We start from the raw sequence: 24733 nt of genomic DNA on the forward strand, positions 1-24733 counted from the left end.
CTAGAGCCGGAGATATCCGACTACGAGACTGGCCGCCAAGGCGACCATGCTTGTCCCCAGCGCCCATGCTGCAGGGCGGGCTTCGCGCTTGCCGTACACCAGCGTCACGCCCAGCTTCACTGACATGTTGGCAAGGATGGTCCCGGCGATTGCAAGCGCGGCCAGCTGGGGGGCGATCGTCCCGGGTTCGAGGCCGCCTGCAGTCACGATTGCCGCGTCCACGTCCATGCTGCCCATGAGCAACAGCAAGATCGCTATCCCCTGTTCGCCGAACTCCTCCTGCGCCCATCGCGCTGCAACGGCGGCAACAGCAACGAAGGTGACGAACGTCAGGGCAGGCAGCAATGCAATCGGATTACCGGGCGGTGCCGGTCCGGTCGTGGACGGAGCATTGCGGTAAAGACGCCAAGCCACGGCAAAGCCGACCAGCAACGCAGGTGCGACCACGATCACGAAATGCGGGAGCAGGCTTGTTGCAAGGACCCCGACAAGCACGATCACACGCAGATACATCACTGCACTGGCAAGGGCGATACCGGCGTTTTCGGCCCCGCCGCCAGAGCCTGCGCCGATCTTCTGCGAAAACGAGTGGGTGACTGCGGTCGAGCTGTAAAGACCGCCGATCACCGCAGTGGCGATCGTGCCGCGGCGTGCCCCGAACAGGCGGTTCGCCACGTAACCGGCAAAGGAAAAGCCCGTGACGATGATGACCACCAGCCACAGATTGCGCGGCTCCCACGCGTCATAGGGACCGAAGCGACCGTCCGGCAGGAACGGAAACACCGCAAGGGCGATGACGGCATAGCGCGCGAAGGCCTTGATATCGTCTTCATCGAGTAGTCCGACCCAGCGATGCACGTCGTTCCTCAGCGCGAGGAGCAGGGTGACGAGGGCGCCGCCTGCCACCGCTAGTGCGCCTTGGCCGATACCGGCAAGAAACCCGAGGCCAAGCGTGACCATGGCCGCGACTGCAGACGTAGCATCGGGCTTGCCGTTGTCCAGCACCGAACGCGAATATCCGATGGCAATAACGGCCGCAGCACCCGCAAGCAGTACGCCCGCGGCGATTTCATATCCGATGGCAGACAGAATTCCCGAAAGCCCTGCGGCGAGCGCAAGCAGGGTGAAGGTACGGATACCGGCAACCCTGTGCCCGTCCTGCGCTTCACGCAGTTTCCATCCGCGCTCCAGCCCGATCATCAACCCGACGGCGATCGCTGCGCCGAGATGCGGGAGGATGTCGAGCCAGTTCATCCGGAAAGCATCCTAGCGGGTCCAGTCGAGGCCCATTTCCTCAAACATTTCCTTGTCCTCGCTCCAGCGTTCATCGGTCTTTACGTGCAGGAAGAGATGGACCTTCTGCCCGAGCAATTCGGAAAGCTCTTCGCGCGCGGCCTGGCCGATAGCCTTGATGCGGCTGCCTCCCTTGCCGAGAACGATGGCCCGCTGGTTGTCGCGCATGACCACGATCTGCTGGTGGATCTCCACGCTGCCATCAGGCCGTTGGATGTATTTCTCCGGGCGAACGGCGCTGTCGTAGGGGAGCTCCTCGTGCAGCTGCTGGTATAACTGTTCGCGCGTGATCTCGGTGGCGAGCATCCGCTCGCTGGCGTCGCTGACCTGGTCCTCAGGATAATGCCACGGGCCTTCGGGCATCATATCGGCTAGCGCTGCCTTCATTTCAGGCACGCCGTCGCCTGTAAGGGCGGAAACGAAGTAGACCGTCTCGAATTTGACCTTTTCGTTCAGCTCCTGAGCCAGTGCAAGTAGCGGCTCCTTCTTCGCGCGGTCGACCTTGTTCAGGACGAGGATCTTGCGCTCCGGACGCGATGCGATCTGCTCGATCAGCGGGTCGAGTTCATGGCGGCGCTGCTTGATCGGATCGACCAGCAGCAGGATCGCATCGGCGGCTTCCGCGCCTTCCCAGGCGGCGTTGACCATCGCGCGGTCGAGGCGGCGCTTGGGCGCGAAGATACCGGGCGTATCGACGAGGATCATCTGTGTCTCGTCGTGCAGGGCAATGCCCATCATTCGCGCACGCGTTGTCTGCGCCTTTGCACTGGTGATGGCGACCTTTTGCCCAACAAGCTGGTTCACGAGGGTCGATTTGCCCGCATTTGGGGCGCCGATCACGGCGACGACGCCGCAGCGGGTCTGGCTGGTCTCGCTCACGCGTATTTCTCCATGAATGCTTTTGCGGCGGCCTTCTCGGCTTCGCCCTTGCTGCCGGCGGTCGCTTCCGCTTCGCCGACCTTGTGTACCTTTACGCGCACAGTGAACTTGGCAGCGTGATCGGGGCCCGACCTGTCGATGACCTCATACTCCGGCGGCTTGCGGCGACACCCTGCAGCCCATTCCTGCAGGGCGCTCTTGGGATGTTTGCTTTCACCGGCACCGCTTTCGAGGGCCGGACGCCACAGAAGGTGGACGAGCTTGCGAGCCTCTTCGAACCCGTTGTCGATGAACTGCGCACCAAGCAGCGATTCCATCACATCGCCGAGGATATTGTCGCTGTCCCTGCCGCCGTCCGCACGCGCCTGTTTGGAAATGCGGATGTGGTCCGACAGGCCGATGCCGCGCGCAACGGTGGCGCACATTTCGCGGCTGACGATTGCGTTGAGGCGCTGGGCCAGCTTGCCTTCGGGCGCCTCGCTCTGTTCGAACAACCAGTGCGCGATGGACAGGCCAAGGACACGGTCACCGAGGAATTCCAGACGTTCGTAATCCCGCTTTTCGCCCATGCTGCCGTGGGTCAGCGCGGCACGCCACAAGGCATCGTCATTGACCGAAAAGCCGGTCTTCTCGAGCCATACGCGTGCACCGGGGTCGAGACCGCTCAAATGCCTTCTCCAATCCGGTCCCAGCGTGCTGCCGTGAACCACGTCCAGGGCAAAAGCCATTCGGCGCTGCCATCGGTCGACCACAAGACCATTCCGGCGCGCCCGACGAGCAGTTCCTCGTCGATGATGCCGACGCCCTGGCCGCCAACGGCAGGGTAACGGCTATCGAGCGAATTGTCGCGATTATCGCCCATGACGAATATCTTGCCCGCTGGCACGACGAAGGGCGCAGTGTTGTCGGGATCGATCATGACCGGGCGGCCATTGCCATCGACCATCAGTTGGCCATTGGCATCGCTCAGCGGGCGGCCGCCGACATTGCCGAAATCGATGGTCATGTAACTCTTGCCCGAGGGCAGCGTTTCGCGGAACTGGCGATAGCGGCACAGATTGTCGACGACCACGCCGCCATCTGCGCGACAAGCGGTGTTCGAGCTCATCGGAATCTCGGCATAGCCTGCCTCTTCGCGCTGGACCGGTTGTCCGTTGAGCACCAGCTGACCGTCACGAACCGCAATCGTATCGCCGGGCAGTCCTATCGCGCGCTTTACGTAGTCGGTCCGGTCGACGGGGTGTTTGAAGATCACGACGTCGCCCCGCTCGGGCATGCTGCCGAATATACGGTCCTTGGGACCGGGCAGGCCAAGCGGCAGCGAATTTTCGTTATATCCGTACGGCCATTTGGCGGCGACCAGGTAATCGCCGATCCTCAGGCCCGGAAGCATGCTTTCGGACGGAATCGTGAAGAAGCTGGCGATTAGCGTGCGGAACAGAAGGACAGCAAGGACCAGCTTAAGGCAGAATTTAAGGAAGCTGCCCCAGCTTTCCTCGTCCTTTTTCGTGTCGGTCACATTCGTATCCGCGCGGGTTTCGCTCTTTGCGGGGTTCTCAATCATCGCGGCATTCCCTAGTCGCACTAACACCGTCACGAAAGGACTTTTGCCAAGCCATGCCAAAGACTGCCGCCGACCTATGGGACGAACTGCGTGACCTGCCCCAGCCGACCCTGCTCGAACTCTTCAGCGCGGTGCGCGACGGAGGCGAGGGGGCAGACGAGCCGGGCGGTGCAGAGCGTGTTGCCATGCTGTCCGAGCGGCTGGAACTGGCAGCGGATCGACCGGAAGACCCGATGGCACCGGGCGGCATCCTGTTCGACTGGTCCAAGACCCATCTCGACCGGGCCGTGCTCGACCGGTTCGAGGCGCTTGCCGATACGATGGATTTCACTGGCCAGCGCGAAAAACTGTTCGCCGGCGAAGTGGTCAATCCGACTGAAGGCCGCGCGGCAGACCACTCCACCCTGCGCGGTGTCGGCGACCCGGCGAAGGTCGAAGAAGCGGCTGCCCTCATCGACCGGATGGGCATGCTGGTCGAGGCCATCCACCAGGGCGCTTTTGGCGAAATCGCCCATCTCATCCATATCGGTATCGGGGGAAGTGCCCTTGGCCCGGCGCTGGGCGTCGATGCCCTCAGCCGCGACCTGTCGCTGTGCGATGTGCATGTTGTCTCGAACATCGACGGCGTCGCGCTGGAAGCGGCTTTCGCGAAATGCGATCCCGCCAAGACGCTGATCGCTGTCGCCAGCAAGACCTTCACCACGATCGAGACGATGACCAATGCGCAAAGTGCGCTGAAATGGCTTTCGGACAATGGCGTATCCGATCCGTCGGGCAGGGTGATCGCGCTAACAGCGAACCCCGAAGGTGCCGTGGAATGGGGCGTCGACGAGACGCGCATCCTGCCGTTCCAGGAGAGCGTCGGCGGGCGCTATTCGATCTGGTCGTCGATCGGTTTCCCCATCGCGCTGGCGGTGGGCATGGACGATTTTCGCGAGATGCTGGCAGGCGCTGCGGCAGTCGATGCGCATTTCCGCGATACCGACGGGCGCGAAAACCTCGTGCTGCGGGCTGCTTTCGCGGATCTCTATTACACGCGCGTTCGCGGATGCCAGACGCGGGCGGTCTTCGCCTATGACGAGCGGCTTGGCCTGTTTCCCGACTATCTCCAGCAGCTGGAAATGGAGAGCAACGGCAAGCGCGTTACCGCAGACATGCAGCCCGTCGACGGCCCGACCGCGCCAATCACATGGGGCGGGGTTGGCACCGATGCGCAGCACGCGGTCTTCCAATTGCTCCACCAGGGCACCCATCTCATCCCGGTGGACTTCATTGCCAGTGCGGCACCCGGAGACGATCTCGATCCGGCGCACCACCGCATCCTGTTGATGAATTGCTTCGCGCAAGGTGCCGCCTTGATGGCAGGCAAAAAGGGCGAAGATCCGGCGCGCAATTATCCCGGCGACCGGCCGAGCGCGACGATCCTGTGCGACGATCTGGATGCCGCAACGCTCGGCGCCCTGATCGCATTTCACGAGCACCGTGCCTTCGCCAGCGCCGTCCTCATGGGCATCAATCCCTTCGACCAGTTCGGCGTGGAACTCGGCAAGCAAATGGCCAAGGCGATCGAGCAAGGCGGCGAAGAGTTCGACGCCAGCACCGAAGCCCTGCTCCAAGCGGCAGGCCTCGCCGAGTGACGACCTCCATCCTGCTTCTGCTGCTCGGTTTCGCCCTTTTGGTAGGCGGAGGCGAATTGCTCGTCCGCGGCGCGTCGCGCCTGGCGGAAGAGATGGGCCTGTCGCCCATGCTGGTCGGCCTTGTGATCGTCGGGCTGGGAACATCCACGCCGGAACTCGCGGCAAGCGTCCAGGCAGCGCTTGCCGGATCGCCCGGTATCGCGCTCGGCAATATCGTCGGGTCCAACCTCGCGAACACACTGCTCATTCTTGGAGCGGCGGCGCTCATTTCGCCGATCGCCGTGCGCGGCAGCGTGCTGTGGCGCGACGGTGTGGTCGGTTTGGCCGGGGTTGTCGTCCTATTGCTCGCGGGCAACTCCATCGGACTGGACCGGGTTGCAGGCACAGGAATGCTGCTGGCACTCACCGCCTATATCGCATTCGCTTACCATCAGGAGCGGACGGGACACCAGCTACAGGCGGCAAGCCAGAGGACCGCCGCCGCGGAACACGCCGATCCGGGACTGCACGATCACCCGCGGCCCGACCGCAAGGGGCTGGTAAAATCAGTCGCCTTCTTCCTCGTCGGGATTGTCCTGATCGTCGCCGGCGGCACGGTCCTCGTCGATGGAGCCATTGAAATCGCTAGCGCGCTGGGAGTTTCCGATACGGCCATCGGATTGACGGTGGTAGCTGCCGGGACATCGGCGCCGGAACTCGCCACCACGATCATCGCTGCGTTGCGCAAGGAAAGCGACATTGCGCTCGGCAATGTGCTTGGCTCGAACATCTACAACATCTTCTTCATCGGCGGGGTGACGGGACTCGTCGCACCGGGCCCGATACCGAACAGCATCCTGACGGGCGACCTTTACATCCTGTTGCTGGCAGCTATCGCAGCAATCGTGTTTTCATGGACGGGCGGTCGGCTTGGGAGGCGTGAGGGCGGCCTGCTGCTGGCGGCCTATGTCGGGTTTCTGGCCTACACCGTCAGCGCGATCTGACGTAAGTTTGATTGACTTTGTGCGGCGCAGCATCCACATGAGGGCCATCGAAGCGCGCTAGCCAGCGTGAAGCGGCGATTTGAGAGACATTCATCGCCCCGGCCGCGCCTCGGTCTTTTTCCAATGACTTCCCTTTTCACGCGGGTCGTTTGACACCCGCGCCGCGCGACCAATCGGTCTGCGCGCCGCATATAATGCGAGTACTCATGACAAAATTCACCGATCTCGGCCTTTCCCAGCCCGTTCTCCAGGCGCTGGACCTTAAAGGCTATTCCGAGCCGACGCCGATCCAGGCACAGGCCATTCCGCCCGTTTTGGAAGGCCGCGACCTGATGGGCATCGCCCAGACCGGCACCGGCAAGACCGCAGCTTTCATGCTCCCGAGCATCGACCGGCTGCGGGATGCTGAAAACCAGACGCCGTTCAAATCCTGCCGCATGCTGGTGCTTGCGCCGACACGCGAACTGGCCGGACAGATCGCCGACAGTGCCAAGGACTACGGTGCGCTGGCCGGCCTGAAGGTCCATTCGATTGTCGGCGGCACATCGGTCAACAAGGACCGTAACAAGCTGCACCGCGGCACCGACATTCTTGTCGCCACTCCGGGCCGCCTGCTCGACCTGATCGATCAGAAGGCATTTAAGCTCGACGGCGTCGAAATCCTCGTCCTCGACGAAGCGGACCAGATGCTGGACCTCGGCTTTATCCATGCGCTTCGCCGGATCAGCCAGTTGGTGCCGGAAGATCGCCAGACGCTGTTCTTCTCGGCCACCATGCCCAAGCAGATTCAGGAACTTGTCGGCAAGTACTGCCGCAATCCGGTCAAGGTCAGCGTAACGCCCGAAAGCACGACGGCAGAACGCATCGACCAATATCTCTTCATGGTCCAGCAGGATGAAAAGCAGACGCTGCTGGAAATGGTCCTGTCGGAACGCCACAAGGTACCCGGCAAGTTCGAACGCGTTCTCATCTTCGCTCGCACCAAGCACGGTTGCGACCGAATCGTGAAGAAGCTTGGCCAGGCCGGCATTCCCGCCAACGCCATCCACGGCAACAAGAGCCAGCCGCAGCGCGAACGCGCGCTCGACGAATTCAAGCGCGCCAAGACGCCGATCCTCATCGCGACCGACGTCGCTGCACGCGGGATCGACATTCCGGGCGTGAGCCATGTGATCAATTACGAGCTGCCCAACGTGCCGGAGCAATACGTCCACCGCATCGGCCGTACCGCGCGTGCAGGCCGCGACGGCGTGGCGATCGCCTTTTGCGCCGAGGACGAACGCGATTACCTCAAGGACATTCGCAAGAAGACCGACGCCGAGTTCGAGCGGCTGCCGCTCCCTGACAACTTCCGCGCTGTCGTCGAAGGCGTCGGGCCGACCAAGCGCGCGGCCCCCGGGCAGCGTATGGCGAAGCCCAAGGTTCGCCCGACCGGCAATGCTGCTGCCAAAAAGCCGAAGCCCAAGAACAAGCATCCCAACCGGGCCGGTGCGCCCAAGCGCGATGGTGCGCCGGGCGGAGGCAAGCCGCGTGGTGGCCGCCCCGGCGGAAATCGCAATCGCAACCGTAACCGCAACCGATCGCACGGCGTAAGTTAACTCGGAACTTGCCATCACGCTCACTGTTGGCGAGAGACACGCGCAAAGCTGACAGGAGCGCCGGATGGCCGATACCGAATACGATTACGACCTCTTCACCATCGGCGCGGGCTCCGGCGGGGTGCGTGCCAGCCGCGTGTCGGCAGCACATGGCGCCAAGGTCGCGATCGCCGAGGAACACCGGGTCGGCGGGACCTGCGTCATTCGCGGCTGCGTCCCGAAGAAGATGCTCGTCTACGGCGCGCATTTTGCCGAAGACCTCGAGGACTGCCAGAAATTCGGATGGGAGATCGAAGGGAAAAAGTTCGACTGGAAGACCCTGCGCGACAATGTTCTGGCCGATGTCGACAGGCTTGAGGGTGCTTATACCGAAACGCTCGATAACCACGATGTCACGATCTTCCACGAACGTGCGGAAATCACCGGTCCGCATGAGATTACCCTCGCAAGCGGTAAGAAGGTCACTGCGAAGTATATCCTGATTGCGACAGGAGCCCGTCCGCGCATGCCCGAATGCCAGGGCGCGGAGCATGCCATCAGTTCGAACGAGGCATTCCATCTCGATGAATTGCCGAAGAAGGTGATCATTGCTGGCGGCGGTTACATCGCCAATGAATTCGCCGGTATCTTCAACGAATTCGGCAGCAAGGTCGACATCGTCAATCGCGGCGACAGGCTGCTGCGCAGCTATGACGAAGCCGTTCGCGACCGCTTGCTACAGATCTCGACGATGAAAGGGATTAGCTTCCGCTTCAACACGACCTTCGAATACATCAAGCCATGCGAAGACGGCGGCTATTTCGTCAAACTTTCCGACTGCGAGGAAGAGCACGCGGACCTCGTCATGTTTGCGGTCGGCCGGCTTCCGAATACCGAGGGTCTGGGTCTCGACGCAGCAGGTGTCGAGCTTGGTGACGGCGGCGAGATCAAGGTCGACCGGTTCAGCAAGACCAATGTCGATCACATCTATGCCGTGGGCGACGTTACCGATCGCGTCCAGTTGACGCCGGTAGCCATTCGCGAAGGTCAGGCATTTGCCGACACCGTTTTCGGAGGCGGAGATCCGGTTGCGGTCGACCATAGCTGCATCCCCAGCGCCGTCTTCAGCCATCCGCCGATTGCGGCAGTCGGCATGACCGAGGGTGAGGCGAAAAACCAGCTGGGCTCGGTCAAGGTCTACCTCTCCGACTTCCGCCCGATGAAGAACGTACTCGCCGGTCGCAACGAGCGCAGCCTCATGAAGATGATCTGCGATGGCGACAGCGGGAAGATCGTCGGCATTCACATGATCGCACCCGAGGCGCCCGAAATGATGCAGGCGGCAGCGATCGCGGTGAAGGCTGGTCTGACGAAGGCGGATTTCGACGCGACCACGGCAATCCATCCGACCATGGCGGAAGAGCTTGTCCTGATGCGCTGATCCTGCGTTCAGCCGGGTGTCAGCCAAGCCTGAGCAGGATTGCGTGATGCGATATCTGCTCCCCCTTGCTGTAATGCTGGGCGCTTGTGCACCTGCGCAGGATGACAGCTCCAGCGCAACCGCCGATCGCGAATACGCGACGCAAGTGGAGGCTCCGACGCCCGATTACGCGATGCTCGTGAAGCAAACGCGGTTGGAAGGCGAAAGTTATGTCCGCCGCGACGCGACCGGGCCGATGCCGCCAGACGCGAAGGCTGTCGGGCAAAGCTGGTTCGAACGACTCGAAGCCGAAAACCTGCTCCTTGGCGCTGGGTTCGACGGAAAAGGACCTAGCGGCGCGGTCACGCATCTCGATGTCGGCATGACCGAGAGCGAGTTCCGGTCGTGGACCACGCAAAACGGGTTGGATGTTCCCACCCATATCTCCTGGTCGTTTGTCCCTCCGATGAACCTGCCTGCGGTGTCCGAAGCGGCAAGCGAGGGCATCCGCGTATGGCCGGCATCCTCGGCGCGTACGGGCGCGCAAAACGAAGCGCTGCTGGCTGGCCGGGTGGAATTGCGCGACGGCTGTTTCTGGGCAACCGAAGGTGAGGGGGAGGCCGACAAGCTGGCTTTCTTCCATGCCGAGATCGGCCTCGATCGCGATAGCGAAGGGTATTACATCCTCGTCGATCGCGTTGGGGGGCAGACAAGAGCGCGGCTCGGCGAAGCGATGAGTTGGGGCGGCCCTCCCACGGCGTACATCGCGCCGGAAGCCGAACGTGACTTGCGCGCTGCTTGCGGCGATGCCCCGATCCTCGTTGTCGGTTCACCCGAGAGCAGCGAACGCTTTCTGACCAGTTACCCCCATCTGAGGAACCCCGTGGCCCCACCACCGCCGCCCGGCGCAGACTAGGGCGCCGCCAGCTAGGAAACCCAGCACGATCCCTCGAACCGTCCCGATCCGGCATGGTTCGGTGCCCCATGTTGCCAGCCGGTGCTGGGGTGGTCACAAGGTAAACAAACGAATCGCCTGTGGGGGTTTTCGATGAACGTATTGGCTTCGCGCGGACAATTGCGCGCAAGTTTCATTCGCTGGGCGCTGTTCACGGTGCCGCTGTGCGTATTGCTCGGTTTCCTTTCCGGCCAGCTTGGCGGGCCCGACAGCTACTGGTTCCAGGCGCTCGAAAAGCCCGGCATTTATCCGCCGCCTGCAGCCTTCGGCATCGTCTGGACCATCCTTTACGTGATGATCGGCCTTGCGGTCGCGCTCGTCTGCGCTGCGTGGGGTGCGCGCGGGCGCGGTATCGCGTTAACGGCCTTCGTCGTACATTTCCTGCTTAACCTGGCTTGGACGCCGGTGTTCTTCGGTATGAAGGAGCTCACCTTTGCCCTCGCGGTATTGATCGCGATCGATGTCACGCTGCTGGTGGTAATCGCCCTGTTCTGGAAGGTCCGGCAGTTGGCGGCGATTCTGCTGCTGCCTTATCTTGCATGGGTGCTGTTCGCGACCGTTCTCAACTGGCAATTCTTGCAGCTCAATCCCGACGCTGATGGCGGCACGGTTGCGGGCGGTTCGGAGCGTGTGCGCATCGGCAATTGAAGCGCGACCCATTCACGCCTAGATAGCTGTCATGCAGAGCCAGAACCCCATGATCGCCGACTTCGTCAAACTCGCCAATTCGGCGGCAGGCACGCTTGCGGGCATGACCCGAGAAGCGCGCGAAAGCGCGCGTGAACGCGCCAAGGAAGCATTCGGCGGAATGGATTTCGTGACGCGCGAAGAGTTCGACACGGTCAAGGCTATGGCCGCCCGTGCCCGTGAAGAATGCGACAAGCTGGCAGAGCGCATCGCCGCGCTCGAAGCCAAGCACAAGTGACGCTTGCCCCTGCCTTGGGGTAGGGGACCAGGATGCACCTTTCCGCGCCAGCGATAGTAATTGCCGCCCGTCCGCACGGCGAGACGGCGGTTATCGCGCGCTTGCTGACCGAAGAAAGCGGCGTGATTGCCGCCTATGTAGCTGGTGGACGGGGGCGACAGCTGCGCCCCGTGGTCATTCCGGGAAACCTCGTCGAAGCGGAAATACGCGCGAAGTCCGATAGCCAGTTGCCGTTTGCCCGGCTGGAGCTGGCGCAGAGCCGCGGCCCCTGGCTGACCGAGCCGCTTCCGGCATCGGCGATCGCCTGGACCTGCGCCTTGACGGCGTCGGCCCTGCCTGAACGCAATCCCTATCCAAGCCTCTACAATGCGCTCACCGCGCTGCTCGACGCGGTCTGCAACGCCCCGTCCGCACGCGGCTGGGTGCCTGCGCTGGCGAGCTATGAAGTGCTTCTTTTGCGGGAGCTCGGCTATGGCGGGCAGCGACCCGAGATAGCGGGGCTTGGCGAGGCCTTGGAAATTCTCGACCGTTCGGAGGGCCTCATAGCGCGCTATCTCCTTGCCGACACACGCGCCGACGTTCTAGCCGCTAGGACTGTACTGAGGCAGCGTCTGGGACGGATCGAAACATGAAGATTGCGGTATTGCCGGGTGACGGCATCGGGCCCGAAGTCACGCGTGAAGCGCTCAAGGTGCTCGATGCGCTGGCGCTGCCGCAGCTCACCCTGTTCGAAGGAGACGTGGGCGGCATTGCCTACAAGCGTCATGGTCATCCCCTTCCCGCCGAAACGCTGGAAATGGCACGTGCCGCGGACGCCGTCCTCTTCGGAGCCGTCGGCGATCCGGAATGCGACACGCTCCCGCGCGAGTATCGTCCCGAACAGGCGATCCTTGGCTTGCGGAGCGAACTCGGGCTGTTTGCCAATCTGCGCCCTGCCGCCGGATTTCCGGGTCTCGAGGACCTGTCCCCGCTCAAGCCCGAACTGGCGCGCGGCATCGATCTTCTTGTGGTGCGCGAGCTGAACGGCGACGTCTATTTCGGCGACAAGGGGGAGCGTGACAGCGCAGGCGGCAGGGAAGGCTGGGACGACATGTCCTATAACGAAGCCGAAGTCCGGCGCATCGCCCACAGCGCATTTCGCGCCGCGCAGAAACGCCGCAAGAAACTAACCAGCGTCGACAAGGCTAACGTGCTCGAAACCAGCCGGATCTGGCGTGAAACCGTCATCGAACTGGCTGGCGAGTATCCGGATGTCGAGCTCGACCATATGTATGTCGACAATGCCGCGATGCAGCTGGTGCGCAGCCCGGGCCAGTTCGACGTGATCGTCACCGGTAACCTTTTCGGCGATATCCTGTCAGACCAGGCCAGCGCCTGCGTCGGGTCGATCGGATTGCTCGCCAGCGCCAGCCTAGGCGAACGCACGACCGAATTCGGTACGTTCGGCCTCTACGAGCCGATCCATGGCAGCGCTCCGGATATCGCAGGTCAGGGCAAGGCCAATCCGGTCGCCGCGATCCTGAGCCTCGCCATGCTACTGCGCCATTCGCTTGGCCGCGATGCGGATGCGAACCGGATCGAGCGCGCAGTTGCTGCCAGCCTTTCCAGCGAAATTCGCGGTGCAGACCTCGGCGGTAGCGCGAGCACGCAGGAGATCGGCGATGCCATCTTGAGGCATCTGCAAGCAATCGCTTGAGAATTGCCGCACCCTCCGCAAGGGTCGCGTCATGAACCCGACCGGACCCCAAGGCAGTCTTCAGCTGGCGATCATCCTGCCGACGCTGAACGAGCGCGACAATCTCGCCCCGCTTGTCGAGCGGATCGACCGGGCCCTTGGTGAGACCGGGTGGGAAGTCCTGGTTGTCGATGACAATTCGTCGGACGGCACTGCCGAAGAAGCTCGTAGGCTGGCGCGGACGGACCACCGCGTTCGGGTCATCCAGCGCATTGGTCGACGGGGCCTTTCAAGCGCTGCGATAGAGGGCTTCTGCGCGACTGCCGCGCCTTACTGCGCGGTAATGGATGCCGATCACCAGCACGATCCCAAGCTGCTTGCCCCGATGCTCGAAGCGGTGCGATCGGGCAGGGCGCAAGTCGCCGTGGCAAGCCGGTTTGCCAAGGGCGCAAACACTGATGAATGGGGCCGTCCGGACCGGGTGCAGCTTTCCAATGTCGCTAACGCCTTGGCGCGTAAACTGACCGGCGTGAAGCTGACCGATCCGATGAGCGGATATTTCCTCGTGCCGACCGAGACTGCGCTCAAACTGGTGCCTGGGTTGTCAGGTATCGGTTTCAAGATCCTGTTGGACCTGCTGGCAACCTCCGAGGAACCGCTCAAGGTCGCGGAATTCCCGCTGGATTTCGCCGCCCGCCGCTCCGGAGAAAGCAAGCTCGACCGGGCGATCGCTCTCGATTTTCTTGCCGGCCTCTACGACAAGATTTTCGGCAAGTTCATTCCGACGCGTTTCGCCCTTTTCGGGACAGTGGGCGCTCTCGGCGTGCTGGTCCACATGGCGATCCTTTACCTGTTCCTGCTACTCGCCGGAGCGAACTTCGCATGGAGCCAGGCGATCGCCACGCTAGGCGCGATGACCTTCAATTTCTGGCTCAACAATTTCCTCACTTATCGGGACCGGCGCATCAAGAAGGCGAGCGAGCTCCTGCGCGGCTGGGCAAGCTTCGTGGCGGCATGTTCGGTCGGGGCAGTGGCAAACGTGGCCATTGCGACAATGCTCTTCCAGCGCGGTTTCCACGAAATGCTGGCGGCCTTGATCGGCATAGCGATCGCATCGGTCTGGAATTACGCCTTGTCGAGCCGCTTCGTATGGGGCCGCTTTTAGAGCGTTATCGCCAACTTTCGATCCACGTCCAGACCGCGAAACTGTCAGAGCGTTGGAGTGGTTCTGCGGCGAGGATCGGATAGAAAAATACAAACAGCAGAACGCTTGCGACCGGCACCGCAATTGCCAGCTTTCGCCAGCGTGCTTTCCATAAATCGTCGAGCGAGAGGGCCAGCGCGATCAACAGAAAACCGCTCGGCAGGAAGTAGTGATAATAGAATTGCGTGGACTTCTGGGCGAATAGCCAGAGGCCGAGGCTGACCCCGTACAGCAGGGCGATCGCACCGTGAGCGGCCTCGCGATGCATTATTCCGCGCAGCGCACACCACACGATCGCAGGCAGGCCGAGCAACATCGTCAAAGGGTTGCCGACAAGCATGACGCCGCGCTGGGCCCGGTCGACCTCTTCATAGAGATACCAGATCGCACGCAAGTTCAGCATCCATTCCGGCCAGGTGGATTCGTAAGGATGCCTCGTCAGTACCTGTGTTTGCAGGTCGAGCATGAGCCGGTGGTGCGCAAGGATCCCGTTCTCGATCCCATTCACTTCGAACGAATACCCGGGTGAGAAAGTTATCCAGTAGACCGCCAGGGGTACCAGCCCCAGCCAGATAAATGCTTCTGCGAGCGTAATTCCGGGCACGGGCGAGCCGCGGCGCGAGAGCACAAGGCGCCTGCGTCCGGCTTTCCAGCGCAGCGCCAAGAAAGCGAGGCCCGGGACCATCGCAACAGGGACGGCATTCCATTTGCTCGCCAATGCAAGGCCGAGCGCGACGCCCGCCAGCGCCAGCCTCCACCGGCCGGTCTCCGGTTCGCGCATGGCTCCAGCCAGCTGCCAGAATGCCGTTGCCAGCGCCGCAATCATGAAGATGTCGAGCATGGCGATGCGCGCATGGACGAAGAGGTGGAATCCCGTCGCGAGGAAGACGCCCGACGTGAGCGTGGCAAACCTGCTGAGCGTTGCGAACCAAACGGCGCGCATGGAGGCGAACAGGGCAAGCATCCCGGCGATCGAGGGTAAAATGCGCCAGCCCCACGAATTATCACCCAGGATGGCGATTCCCAGCGCGATCATCTCCTTGCCGAACAAGGGATGCTCGCGGTTGTTGAACTGCTCCAGGATGAGCAACTCGCGCGCCGCGGGCACGTAATGCACTTCGTCGAAGTAAGGAGCGCTCGGGATGGCGAGGTTCCACAGGACGAGCAGCCAGAAGCCGAGTGCCAGCGCTACGCACCAGCCAAGAGGATCCAGAGGCTGCTCGGGTGCGCGCGTCATCACGCGCTGGCTTAAGCAGCGGCGGGGCGCGCCGCAACCCGGATCATTTTTCCATGCGCGCTTCCAGCCAGAAAAGGCGCGCGACCATCGCCAAAAGTCCGATGCTCGCCGTGGCAGCAACGAAGAGAGTCCACGGGATCATCCTCATCCCGGCGGCGCGTGCGCGCGGCGCGATGAGGAACACTGCAAGGACGACGGCGAAAAGCAGGTCCCACCAGACCTGGACGCCCCACAGGTTCTGGGTGTGATTGGTCCAGACGAGCAAAACGCCTTCGCGTGCGATCGTGACGGCGGTGAATGCGCCGAACCCGGCTGCCAATGCCGCCGCCAGTATTGCGCTGCCGGTCTTTGGCGAACCGGAAAGGACGTAAACGAGGGCGAGCATGGCCGATCCCAAGCCGGCGGCAGCGAGGATTTCGAAGGCGGACACTGACATTCTCCGAGTCGTTTGTAGCGAGTGCTACACTTGTAGCTGTGTGTAGCACTCGCTACAAGTCGCGCATGAAAGCGACCAGGATGTCCCGGGATACCTTACTCCCTATCCTTTCTGCCCATGTGCTTCAGCACGGTTTGGGCGGCCTGTCGCTTCGTCCGCTTGCCAAGTCTGCGAACACGAGCGACCGGATGCTGCTGTATCATTTCGACAGCAAGGAACAGCTGGTCACGGCCTTGCTGGATCACCTGGCGATGCAGTTCACACTCGCGCTTGATAGCCATTTCCCCGCAGAACGATCGCCCTCGCGCCGCGCCTGCGCAGAGGCGGTGTACGAAATCACGGGGCAATCCGATTTCGCTCCCTTCCTTCGCGTGTGGTGGGACATCGTGGCCGGATGCGCTGGCGGTAATGCGGCCTATCTCGGTGCTGCGGGCCGGATCATGGACCAGTTGCTGGTTTGGGTCGTCGATCATCTACCCGAAGACGATCCCGATCCCCGCGGAGGAGCACGCGCAGTCCTAACGGTGATCGAGGGCGCGCAAATGCTCAGGGTCATCGGCCGTGACGAGATCGCCAAAGCGGGGCTTTGCGCCCTCGAAGGCTGACCCGCTTGCGGCAGGCAGTGCGCATGCTATCCCGCAGGCGATGAAGAAAACCACCGGAACCGACCGCTCGATTACCTCAAACTGGCGTCCTGCCACGCAGGCTGTGCGCGGCGGCACCTGGCGCAGCGAACATGGTGAGACGAGCGAGGCCCTGTTCCTGACCTCGGGCTATACCTACGACAATGCGCAAACCGTAGCGGACCGCTTCGCGGGCGAGGCGGACGGGATGACCTATTCCCGGCTCCAGAATCCGACCGTCGCTATGCTGGAAGAACGCATCGCCCTGATGGAAGGCGCCGAAGCTTGCCGCGCGCAGGCGAGCGGGATGGCAGCGATGACGACCGCTCTGCTATGCCAGGTCTCGGCCGGCGACCATGTCGTCGGTGCGCGGGCCGCCTTCGGTTCGTGCCGCTGGCTGCTGGATCATCTCCTCCCGCGCTTCGGTATCGAGACTACCGTCGTAGACAGCGCCGATGACGACGCTTGGGAAGCAGCCATTCGCCCGAACACCAAGGTTTTCTTTTTCGAGACCCCGGCAAACCCGACGCTCGATGTGGTCGATCTTGCCCATGTCTGCGAGGTTGCGCGTGCGCACGGGATCACGACCGTTGTCGACAATGCCTTTGCCACCAGCGCGCTCCAGAGGCCGATGGATTTCGGTGCGGACGTGGTGGCTTACAGCGCGACAAAGCTGATGGACGGGCAGGGCAGGGTGCTCGCCGGGGCCGTATGCGGTTCGCAGGAATGGATCGACGAAGTCCTGCTGCCGTTCCAGCGCAACACCGGCCCCAATTGCGCGCCGTTCAATGCTTGGGTCGTCCTGAAGGGCTTGGAGACGCTAAGCCTCAGGGCACATCGGCAGAGCGAGAATGCCGTGGAACTCGGCAAATCGATCGAAGCGCGTGTGCCCAAACTGTTGCATCCCGGCCTCCCGAGCCACCCGCGCCACGAATTGGCCAAGCGCCAGATGAGCGCCACAGGCCCGATTTTCGCCTTCGATGTCGGCGATAGGAAGACCGCTTTTGCCATCTTGGATGCGCTCCGGCTGGTCGATATCTCGAACAATATCGGCGATGCGCGCAGCCTGATGTGTCACCCCGCCAGCACCACCCATGCCGGGATGACGCAGGAGGCGCGCGACGAAATGGGCGTGACCGAAGGACTGCTGCGGATCAATGTCGGCCTGGAAGACGTCGAGGACATCAAGGAAGATTTCGACCAGGCACTGAAGGCGGCCGGACTATGAGCAAAACGATAGAACTGATCCTCGATCTGGGTGCTCCCAACGGCTATCTCGCCTGGTATCCGCTCAAGGAAATCATCGAGCGAACCGGAGCGAGCTTGCAGGTCACGCCGGTATTTCTTGGCGGGATGCACAAGCTGACCGGCAATTCTCCGCCGATGATGCGCGATGCCAATGTGAAGGGCAAAGTCCCCTACGCCGCGCTCGAATTCCAGCGATTCATCGACCGGCACGAGCTGTCGGCTTTCCGGATGCACCCGAATTTGCCGTTCAACACGATCCTGCTCCAACGCATACTCATAGCGTCGAGCGATCAGGAAGAGATGCAGCGGCTTGTCGACCTGTTCCAGCCAGCCGTGTGGGAGCGCAATATCGATTGCAGCGACGTCGACGTGGTCGGCAGCGTTTTGGAGGAGAGCGGCTTCGATGCCGAACGTTTCCTCAAGGCGGCGCAGGATCCGGACGTGAAACAGAAGCTGATCGATAGCACCCAGTCAGCCGTCGACCGCGGTGCTTTCGGCATCCCGACCTTTTTCATCGGCGATGAAATGTGGTTCGGAAAGGAACGCCTGGAGCAGATCGAAGCCTATCTGACGGGCGGGAAGCCCTGACCGGTCAGGTCGGCAGATAGATCGATTTCGTCTGCGTCAGCCTGATCGGGGGCAAGGGCGCGAAGGGAATGATCGGCTGGATCACGATCGTCATGGTCATCGTGCCGGTCTCCGTATTGTTGACCGTTGCGCGATTGAAGGTGAGCGTCTGGACGGCGTTGGGTGCCACCCCGACGAGCGATTGGCGCGTCACGGAAATCACGTCCGCATCGCTCGCTGTACGCTCGACCTTGGCATAGCGCAGGCCTTCACCCATCGCATTGCGCATCGAGCCGTTGGCGTTGAACACCAGGCCGAAGTTGAGGATGCCGATCATCAACGCAATCAGGACGGGCAGGGCTATGGCGAATTCGACGCCGAAGGAGCCCGCATCATCGCGGCGAAGGTTCCGGGCGAGCGCCATCACTGGAGCCTCACGATGCTGTCGCCGGTTACCGTCGTGCCTTCGTAGGCAGCGACCTCGCCCGTGAACATTCCGGCGAGCCCGCGCCAGTTGAACCCGGTGGCAACCGGTTCGACGATCGAAACACTGACGAAACGCTTGGGCACTTCGCCGGCGGCACAGGTATCGTTGAAACTGCTCATGACCGTGCCGTTGCATTCCAGGATATAGGTCACGGTGACATCGCTCGCAGGCCGACCGCTGGCGGCCATGGCTTCGGCGACGAGATAGCTGGTGTCCGTGCTGGTCGGGCGCTTGGCCAGGGCGAGGTCCGTCGTGCGCTGCGCGGCCTGTTCCAGGTCGATGCGCGAGGCGACGATGATCGACAGGTCGGTCATGCCAAGGAACATGAGTGCGAGCAGCGGTGCGGTCAGGGCCAGCTCGACAAAGCCGACGCCCGAAATGTCGTCGCGAAGCTTGCGGAAGAAATGGAACAGCATGGCTTACTCCACTACCCGGATGGTGAATGCGGCGGTGTTGATGGCGGTCAAGTCGGGATCGCAATTATTGTCGATATTGTTTGCGCCGCCGAAGCTGACCCGGTTCGTCACGATCAGTAGGCACTGGGCGGTTTGCGCCGAATCCCCGTTGTAGGTCAGGTCGCTGGTGGGGAAGTAGATAGCCCCGTGCAGATTGATGTTCGACCCGCCATTGATCGTGTTGCTGAGGTCGGAAGAGATACGGTCCTGGTAGAACAGGATGCCGCCCCACAGGGGATCCTCGGCCATTGTTTGCGCCTTGATGTCGATGTCGGCGCCGCCGTTGATGGACAGCGTTGCGACTGTATTGGGGCTACTTCCGGTGAGGACTATGGTTACACCGCCGGTCGTGCCCGGGGCCATCCGCAATACTGCGCCTGAGTTTACCGTAAGGGTGCCGCCGTGGATTACGTATACACCGGGATTGAAATAGGCCGTCCCGGCAATGCGCAGCCCGTTGTTGTAGCGGCACGGGTTGAGCGTAAGCGTGTCGCTCGGACGGACGCGGAAGTTGTTCTGGGGGCAATCGTTGTGCCAGGTCAGGTTGCGATCCGCGAGCGGATCCTCGACCGGCAGACCGTAGGAGACCAGTGCGGCATCCGCAGGAACATTGCCGCTGCCGTAATCGATGCCGCCGACGCTGAGCACGAGATTGGTGTCGAGATAGCTCGAACCGCCCAAATCGACCGATACGCCTCCGGGCGAGTTGGAAGATACCGGGCAGCCGAGGTTGACCAGAGCGCTACCGAAGACCTCGATCCCGGTGCCATCGTCTGCCAACGCGCGCACACAGGGATTGCCGGTTGCCACTGCAGTTGCGACTGCGCGGGTGCGGATGGTCGGCGGCGTATCGAGGAAGATCGACGAAAAGGCGAGAACCTGGCTTGTCGTGGCAACCACCTCAATGGCGCCATTGTCACCCGACCATGCGCCCGAGGTGGGCGGGGTGGACACCAGTTCGATCGTGTGGGCGGTGTTGGCGGTGCGCCCCACTTCGCTTGTGACCGCCGCATTGTGATCGCGGCCGAACGACATGGCGAGTGCGCCTGCGACTGCACCCGTGTCGACCGCCTGCTGCATCTGGCGTTTCCAGAGATACCACTGGACCGTGTCGACGCTGATGCCGGCCGCACCGATGAGAGCCGTGGTCCCGGCTCCTGCCATGAGCAGGATATTGCCCGAGACGTCTTTTCTCAGGCGTTTCAGAAATGTCCCGATACGGTTGCGCATCCCTGTTTCCCCGGTCGTCAAATTCGTCACGATCCGGAATTAAACAGGCCTTGCTAAGAGTTCGTCGCGAACCGCGGTAAACCGATGTTAACCATAGGCTCTTTCGAAAGGATCAGCCGGTCACCCGGGATGAATCTGGATACTTGGAGAGCTTTCGGAGCAAAAAACGGCGGATAAATGCCGTTTTGGCGCCCTTGGAACCTTGTCCAGTGCTCGACAATTCCTAACTTGTGACTGTGATCAAGGAGCTATTTCAACACGCCGCCACGACCGACGGGATCACCGTCCGGGTCGCCGTGAATTTCCTCCCGGAACAGTCCCAACCCGATGCGGACAAGTGGTTCTGGGTCTATCACATCCGGATCGAGAACGGCTCGCACGAAACCGTCCAGCTCAAGACCCGCCACTGGCGCATTACCGATGCGCGCGGAATGGTAGCGCATGTCGATGGCGAAGGTGTGGTCGGCGAACAGCCTTCGCTCGCCCCGGGGGCAAGCCACGACTATGTATCCGGCTGCCCGTTGGAAACGGCATTTGGATCAATGGAAGGGTTCTACACCTTCCACCGCGAAGACGGCTCGCCCTTCGAGGTTCGCATTCCCTTCTTCCCGCTCGCGGCGCCTGCGACCGCGGACTAGGTAGGAATTACTCCTCTTCATCCTCTTCTTCGAGGTCGTCCTCGAAGTGGAACTCGCCTGTTTTGATCTTGGGTTTGCGATCCAGCCATTCGGCCAGGATCTCGAAGTCCTTCGTCAGCGGCCATGTAGCCAGCGCTGCGCGGCTGTTGTCGAGGTACAGGACGAGAGACTTCTTCTTCAGCCGCAGGCGGCTCGAGGCCAGGGCCGTTCGCGCTCCTGCGCCAAGCCTTCGGGCCAGTCGGAAGCCCAAGCCCCAGGTCACGCCCTCACGCAGGTCGTCATCGCAGGCCAGAACGCGCAGCTTCTCCGGAAGTGAGGTGCGACCGAGGCTGCCGAATAGCGCTGCACACATCATGGCGCGATCGCGCGCGTCGCAATCGATCCAGCGCTTGTCCAGCGCCCATTCGGTGGCGTGGTTGACCCGCATATTCGGTTCTACGCGCTGGAGCGCGAGTGCAAGTTGTGCAGCGGCTAGCCGGATCCGCTCGTTCCGTTTTCCCGCGCCATTGGCGAGTTCGACAGTCCATCCCACGATGCGGGTGGCGTCAATGATGGGCGCATCGCGCGGCTCTGCGAAGGCGTGAACGCCCGCGAGCAACGGGTCGAGCGAACGGGTGATGTCGGACAGCTGGCTGAACAGCAGTCCTTCGCGGATGCCCCAGCTGGAGAACACAAGCTGCTCGGGCTTCAATTCGGCCAGCAGAGGACGAAGAAGCGCAGCCGCATCAGGAAGATAATTGGCGCGCATGTCCGAGATTCCGGAAATCTGCACCAGTTCGTCGGGATCGGCGTCCACGAGATCGTCAGCCAGTTTCTTCGCGTCTTCTACCGAGAGGCAAAAGCCGTGCGGATCGGTTAGCGGGTAGTCGCTGTCGCGCATGGCGTAATGGGCAAGTGCGCGCCAAGTGCCGCCAATCATGTATAGCGGCCCGCCATGGTTCGATGCCCAACCGACTTGCGAAAGCGCTTCATGCACTGTCGCGCCGAAGTCGTCTGCTGCGGCGCGCTGTGCCGGGAGACGCAGGGTTCCAAACGGCAGGCTGACGGCGTCCTTGCACTCGCCTTCACCGATCGACACCAGTTCGAGGCTGCCGCCGCCAAGGTCAGCGACCATGCCGTGGGTTCCGGGAAAGGCCCCGATCGCGCCGAACGCCGATGCGCAGGCCTCTTCTTCGCCGGACAGGAGGCGAGGCGACAGGCCAAGCGCTTCGACGCGTGACAGGAATTCTGCGCCGTTCGACGCATCGCGTGCGGCGGCGGTGGCTACGGTCTGGACATTGTCGATACCGCGGTCCTGAATGATGAGCGCATAACGTTCGAGCGCAGCCAGCGCTTCGTCCATCGCTTCGTCGGGAATGCGGCCGGTTTCCGAAAGGTCGCGTCCCAGCCGCGCAGCGACCTTCTCGTTCCACACTGTCTCGGGCGCACGCGCGGTTCCTTCGTAAAGGACGAGGCGCACGGTGTTCGAACCGATGTCGATTACGGCTCGGGGCGGATGGAGGAGGCGTCTCTGCCACTTGGCGCCGCTCGTCTTCACTGAAGTCATTTGCGCGCTCCGCTAAGGGTCAATCGGGGAACCTCATGGCTTTGCAGGGCCGATCCACGACCGGACAGCGAGGGGTTCGACATGAAGTATTCGTGGCAGTTGAACCCGTCCTCGCCCTTGCGCATCCGTTCGTACTGGCCGTTGGAATCGAGGCTCCAGCTTTGTTCGGTGTCGAGGATATTGGCGAGCATCACTTGGCCTAGAAGCTGGTCGTGTACGGTCTTGTTGGTGACCGGGACTAGTACTTCGACCCGGCGATCGAGATTGCGGCTCATGGCATCGGCGCTTGTCAAATAGACCTTCGCCTGCCGGCTTGGCAGCGTCTTGCCGTTTGCGAAGGCCCACAGGCGACCGTGTTCGAGGAAACGCCCGATAATCGATTTCACGCTGATGTTCTCGCTCATGCCCGGAATGCCCGGGCGTAGCGAACAGATGCCGCGCACGACCATGCGGATCTCCACGCCAGCCTGGCTCGCCTCGTAGAGCTTGTCGATCAGTTCGCGGTTGGTGATCGAATTCATTTTCACCCAGATGCCGGATGGTTTGCCCGCCTTCGCATTTTCGATCTCCACGTCGATCAGGTCGTAGAGTTTCTGGCGCATGCCGATGGGCGAAACGGCGATCTTCTCCAAAGCGTCCGGTTCGATATAGCCGGTGATGAAATTGAACATCTTGGCTGCATCGCGGCCGAGGGCGGCATCGGCCGTAAAATAACTGAGGTCGGTATAGATGCGCGCATTGACCGGGTGATAGTTTCCGGTCCCGAAGTGGCAGTAGGTACGGTATCCGTCCTCTTCGCGGCGGACGACGAGGCTGACCTTGGCGTGGGTCTTCCATTCGGTGAACCCGTAGATGACCTGGACGCCTGCCCGTTCGAGCTCGTTCGCCCAGCGCAGATTACGCTCCTCGTCGAAACGCGCCTTCAGCTCGACCACTGCGGTCACGGCTTTGCCGTTCTGCGCAGCCTCGACCAAGGCGGCGATCACGGGTGACTGGTCGCCAGCACGATATAGGGTCTGCTTGATCGAGACGACGCTTGGATCGACCGCGGCCTGGTGCAGGAAGTCGACCACCACTTCGAAACTTTCGTAGGGGTGGTGGATGACGATGTCTTTTTCCCGGATTGCGGAGAAGCAATCGCCATCATGCGCCAGAACGCGTTCGGGATAGCGCGGGGAGAAGGGCGTGAACTTGAGGTCGGGGCGGGGCTCGTTGCAGATCGACGAGAGGTCGTGCAGCCCCAGCATGCCTCCGGTTTTCACGATCATCGCGGCATCGACATCAAAATGCTCGCGCAAGAGCGCTTCGGCCGACGCATCGCATTCGTCGTCAAGTTCCAGCATGACCGCGCGACCACGGCGTCGCCGCTGGATGGCGGTGCGGAAGTAGCGCACCAGGTCTTCAGCCTCGTCCTCGACCTCGATGTCGCTGTCGCGCAGAACCCGGAAAACCCCGTCGCCGAGGATCTTGAAACCCGGGAAGAGCTGGTCCGCGAACTGGGTAACCAACTGTTCGATCGCGACGTAGATCGCCAGCTCGCCCGGCACGCGAACGAACCGCGGGACGCCTGACGGGATCAGAACCATCTCTACCAGCTCGCCCTTGCGCTTCCCGCGCTTAAGGCGGAACAGCACGCCCATTCCGCCGCTCGCCACGAAGGGGAAGGGGTGCGACGGGTCGATCGCTTGCGGAGTGATCAGCGGAAGGATGTCGGTGGTGAAATAATCTTTGAGGTACGATTGCGCCTTGCGGTCCAACTGGTCGACCGTCGCGATCAATATGCCTTCGCTAGCCAGCAGGTCTCGCAGCACTTCCAGGCTTTCCTGCTGGCGATCTTCCAGTGCCAGGACCTGTTCGCGGATCGCATCGAGCTGTTGCCGGGGACTGAGGCCGTCGATCCCGGTGGTTTCGATACCGCGCTGTACCTGTCCTTCGAGACCGGCAATCCTGACGGTCGTGAACTCATCCAGATTGCTGCCGGAAATCGACAGGAAACGCAGGCGTTCGAGGAGGGGATAACGCTCGTTCTCGCTTTCCGCGAGGACGCGACGATTGAAGCTGAGCCAGGACAGTTCGCGGTTGGTGTAACGCTCCTCCGCTGCTTGCGGCTCGACCGGCGTATCCACGCCTGCCTCGTGCGTTTCGGCGTCATCG

The 24733-nt window shown here is 62.1% G+C and carries 25 protein-coding genes; 14 read left to right on the top strand and 11 right to left on the bottom strand.

Annotation, left to right across the window (positions count from 1 at the left end; translation table 11 throughout):
* The 4 genes from GRI34_RS02595 to lepB are packed head-to-tail and all read right to left on the bottom strand — an operon-like array spanning position 1 to position 3736.
* A complete protein-coding gene (locus tag GRI34_RS02595) occupies positions 1 to 1254 on the bottom strand; it encodes an MgtC/SapB family protein (RefSeq protein ID WP_160594612.1) in 1254 nt (417 codons plus the stop codon).
* A 12-nt stretch (positions 1255 to 1266) separates the two neighbouring features.
* Entirely contained in the window at positions 1267 to 2172 is a 906-nt protein-coding gene (era, locus tag GRI34_RS02600; RefSeq protein ID WP_160594613.1) for a GTPase Era, read from the bottom strand.
* On the bottom strand, positions 2169 to 2840 hold the full coding sequence (gene rnc, locus GRI34_RS02605; RefSeq protein WP_234028131.1) for a ribonuclease III: 672 nt from the start codon (positions 2838 to 2840) through the stop codon (positions 2169 to 2171). The genes era and rnc overlap by 4 nt, the downstream gene beginning before the upstream one ends.
* Complete coding sequence (lepB, locus tag GRI34_RS02610; RefSeq protein ID WP_160594615.1) at positions 2837 to 3736, bottom strand: signal peptidase I; 900 nt, start codon at positions 3734 to 3736, stop codon at positions 2837 to 2839. The genes rnc and lepB overlap by 4 nt, the downstream gene beginning before the upstream one ends.
* A gap of 53 nt (positions 3737 to 3789) precedes the next feature.
* Here lepB and pgi point away from each other — a divergent pair, with 53 nt between their 5' ends.
* The 10 genes from pgi (at position 3790) to GRI34_RS02660 (ending at position 14073) form a co-directional block, all read left to right on the top strand.
* Positions 3790 to 5373: a glucose-6-phosphate isomerase gene (gene pgi / locus GRI34_RS02615; RefSeq protein ID WP_160594616.1), complete on the top strand. Its 1584-nt coding sequence runs from the start codon at positions 3790 to 3792 to the stop codon at positions 5371 to 5373.
* Entirely contained in the window at positions 5370 to 6356 is a 987-nt protein-coding gene (locus GRI34_RS02620) for a calcium/sodium antiporter (protein WP_160594617.1), read from the top strand. The genes pgi and GRI34_RS02620 overlap by 4 nt, the downstream gene beginning before the upstream one ends.
* 206 nt (positions 6357 to 6562) lie before the next feature.
* On the top strand, positions 6563 to 7954 hold the full coding sequence (locus GRI34_RS02625; RefSeq protein WP_160594618.1) for a DEAD/DEAH box helicase: 1392 nt from the start codon (positions 6563 to 6565) through the stop codon (positions 7952 to 7954).
* Between the two features lie 64 nt (positions 7955 to 8018).
* Positions 8019 to 9374, top strand: coding sequence for a glutathione-disulfide reductase (gene gorA, locus GRI34_RS02630; protein WP_160594619.1), 1356 nt, complete (start codon positions 8019 to 8021; stop codon positions 9372 to 9374).
* A 46-nt stretch (positions 9375 to 9420) separates the two neighbouring features.
* Positions 9421 to 10269: a hypothetical protein gene (locus GRI34_RS02635; RefSeq protein ID WP_160594620.1), complete on the top strand. Its 849-nt coding sequence runs from the start codon at positions 9421 to 9423 to the stop codon at positions 10267 to 10269.
* Positions 10270 to 10401: 132 nt separating this feature from the next.
* Complete coding sequence (locus GRI34_RS02640) at positions 10402 to 10956, top strand: TspO/MBR family protein (RefSeq protein ID WP_160594621.1); 555 nt, start codon at positions 10402 to 10404, stop codon at positions 10954 to 10956.
* Between the two features lie 31 nt (positions 10957 to 10987).
* Positions 10988 to 11233, top strand: a complete 246-nt coding sequence (locus GRI34_RS02645) for an accessory factor UbiK family protein (protein ID WP_090482686.1) — start codon at positions 10988 to 10990, stop codon at positions 11231 to 11233.
* A gap of 32 nt (positions 11234 to 11265) precedes the next feature.
* Positions 11266 to 11865, top strand: a complete 600-nt coding sequence (gene recO, locus GRI34_RS02650; RefSeq protein WP_160594622.1) for a DNA repair protein RecO — start codon at positions 11266 to 11268, stop codon at positions 11863 to 11865.
* On the top strand, positions 11862 to 12929 hold the full coding sequence (gene leuB / locus GRI34_RS02655; protein ID WP_160594623.1) for a 3-isopropylmalate dehydrogenase: 1068 nt from the start codon (positions 11862 to 11864) through the stop codon (positions 12927 to 12929). The genes recO and leuB overlap by 4 nt, the downstream gene beginning before the upstream one ends.
* A 31-nt stretch (positions 12930 to 12960) precedes the next feature.
* On the top strand, positions 12961 to 14073 hold the full coding sequence (locus GRI34_RS02660) for a glycosyltransferase (RefSeq protein WP_160594624.1): 1113 nt from the start codon (positions 12961 to 12963) through the stop codon (positions 14071 to 14073).
* 4 nt (positions 14074 to 14077) lie between these two features.
* On the opposite strand, the gene GRI34_RS02665 is transcribed toward GRI34_RS02660, so the two are convergent.
* Together GRI34_RS02665 and GRI34_RS02670 are read right to left on the bottom strand one after the other, a co-directional pair.
* Complete coding sequence (locus tag GRI34_RS02665; RefSeq protein ID WP_160594625.1) at positions 14078 to 15349, bottom strand: phospholipid carrier-dependent glycosyltransferase; 1272 nt, start codon at positions 15347 to 15349, stop codon at positions 14078 to 14080.
* A gap of 43 nt (positions 15350 to 15392) precedes the next feature.
* On the bottom strand, positions 15393 to 15779 hold the full coding sequence (locus tag GRI34_RS02670; protein ID WP_325065171.1) for a hypothetical protein: 387 nt from the start codon (positions 15777 to 15779) through the stop codon (positions 15393 to 15395).
* Positions 15780 to 15850: 71 nt separating this feature from the next.
* On the opposite strand from GRI34_RS02670, the gene GRI34_RS02675 reads away from it, so the two are divergent.
* The 3 genes from GRI34_RS02675 to GRI34_RS02685 are packed head-to-tail and all read left to right on the top strand — an operon-like array spanning position 15851 to position 18244.
* On the top strand, positions 15851 to 16390 hold the full coding sequence (locus GRI34_RS02675; RefSeq protein WP_234028132.1) for a TetR/AcrR family transcriptional regulator: 540 nt from the start codon (positions 15851 to 15853) through the stop codon (positions 16388 to 16390).
* Positions 16391 to 16430: 40 nt separating this feature from the next.
* Positions 16431 to 17636, top strand: coding sequence for a trans-sulfuration enzyme family protein (locus GRI34_RS02680; RefSeq protein ID WP_160594626.1), 1206 nt, complete (start codon positions 16431 to 16433; stop codon positions 17634 to 17636).
* Entirely contained in the window at positions 17633 to 18244 is a 612-nt protein-coding gene (locus GRI34_RS02685; RefSeq protein WP_160594627.1) for a 2-hydroxychromene-2-carboxylate isomerase, read from the top strand. The genes GRI34_RS02680 and GRI34_RS02685 overlap by 4 nt, the downstream gene beginning before the upstream one ends.
* Positions 18245 to 18248: 4 nt before the next feature.
* On the opposite strand, the gene GRI34_RS02690 is transcribed toward GRI34_RS02685, so the two are convergent.
* The 3 genes from GRI34_RS02690 to GRI34_RS02700 are packed head-to-tail and all read right to left on the bottom strand — an operon-like array spanning position 18249 to position 20395.
* Positions 18249 to 18647: a TadE/TadG family type IV pilus assembly protein gene (locus GRI34_RS02690; RefSeq protein ID WP_160594628.1), complete on the bottom strand. Its 399-nt coding sequence runs from the start codon at positions 18645 to 18647 to the stop codon at positions 18249 to 18251.
* On the bottom strand, positions 18647 to 19126 hold the full coding sequence (locus tag GRI34_RS02695) for a TadE/TadG family type IV pilus assembly protein (RefSeq protein ID WP_090482707.1): 480 nt from the start codon (positions 19124 to 19126) through the stop codon (positions 18647 to 18649). The genes GRI34_RS02690 and GRI34_RS02695 overlap by 1 nt, the downstream gene beginning before the upstream one ends.
* Before the next feature lie 3 nt (positions 19127 to 19129).
* The gene (locus GRI34_RS02700; protein WP_160594629.1) at positions 19130 to 20395 is read right to left on the bottom strand and encodes a TadE/TadG family type IV pilus assembly protein; all 1266 of its coding nucleotides are present in this window, start codon (positions 20393 to 20395) and stop codon (positions 19130 to 19132) included.
* A 239-nt stretch (positions 20396 to 20634) separates the two neighbouring features.
* On the opposite strand from GRI34_RS02700, the gene apaG reads away from it, so the two are divergent.
* Positions 20635 to 21033: a Co2+/Mg2+ efflux protein ApaG gene (gene apaG, locus GRI34_RS02705; protein ID WP_090482842.1), complete on the top strand. Its 399-nt coding sequence runs from the start codon at positions 20635 to 20637 to the stop codon at positions 21031 to 21033.
* A 7-nt stretch (positions 21034 to 21040) separates the two neighbouring features.
* On the opposite strand, the gene GRI34_RS02710 is transcribed toward apaG, so the two are convergent.
* Positions 21041 to 22579 carry a Ppx/GppA family phosphatase gene (locus GRI34_RS02710; protein ID WP_160594630.1) on the bottom strand — a complete coding sequence of 513 codons (1539 nt, stop codon included), beginning with the start codon at positions 22577 to 22579 and terminating at the stop codon, positions 21041 to 21043.
* Positions 22576 to 24705, bottom strand: coding sequence for an RNA degradosome polyphosphate kinase (locus tag GRI34_RS02715; protein ID WP_160596363.1), 2130 nt, complete (start codon positions 24703 to 24705; stop codon positions 22576 to 22578). Before GRI34_RS02715 ends, GRI34_RS02710 begins: the two co-directional genes overlap by 4 nt.
* Between the last annotated feature and the right edge of the window lie 28 nt (positions 24706 to 24733).

The sequence above is a fragment of the Qipengyuania aquimaris genome (assembly GCF_009827445.1).
Lineage (GTDB): Bacteria > Pseudomonadota > Alphaproteobacteria > Sphingomonadales > Sphingomonadaceae > Qipengyuania > Qipengyuania aquimaris.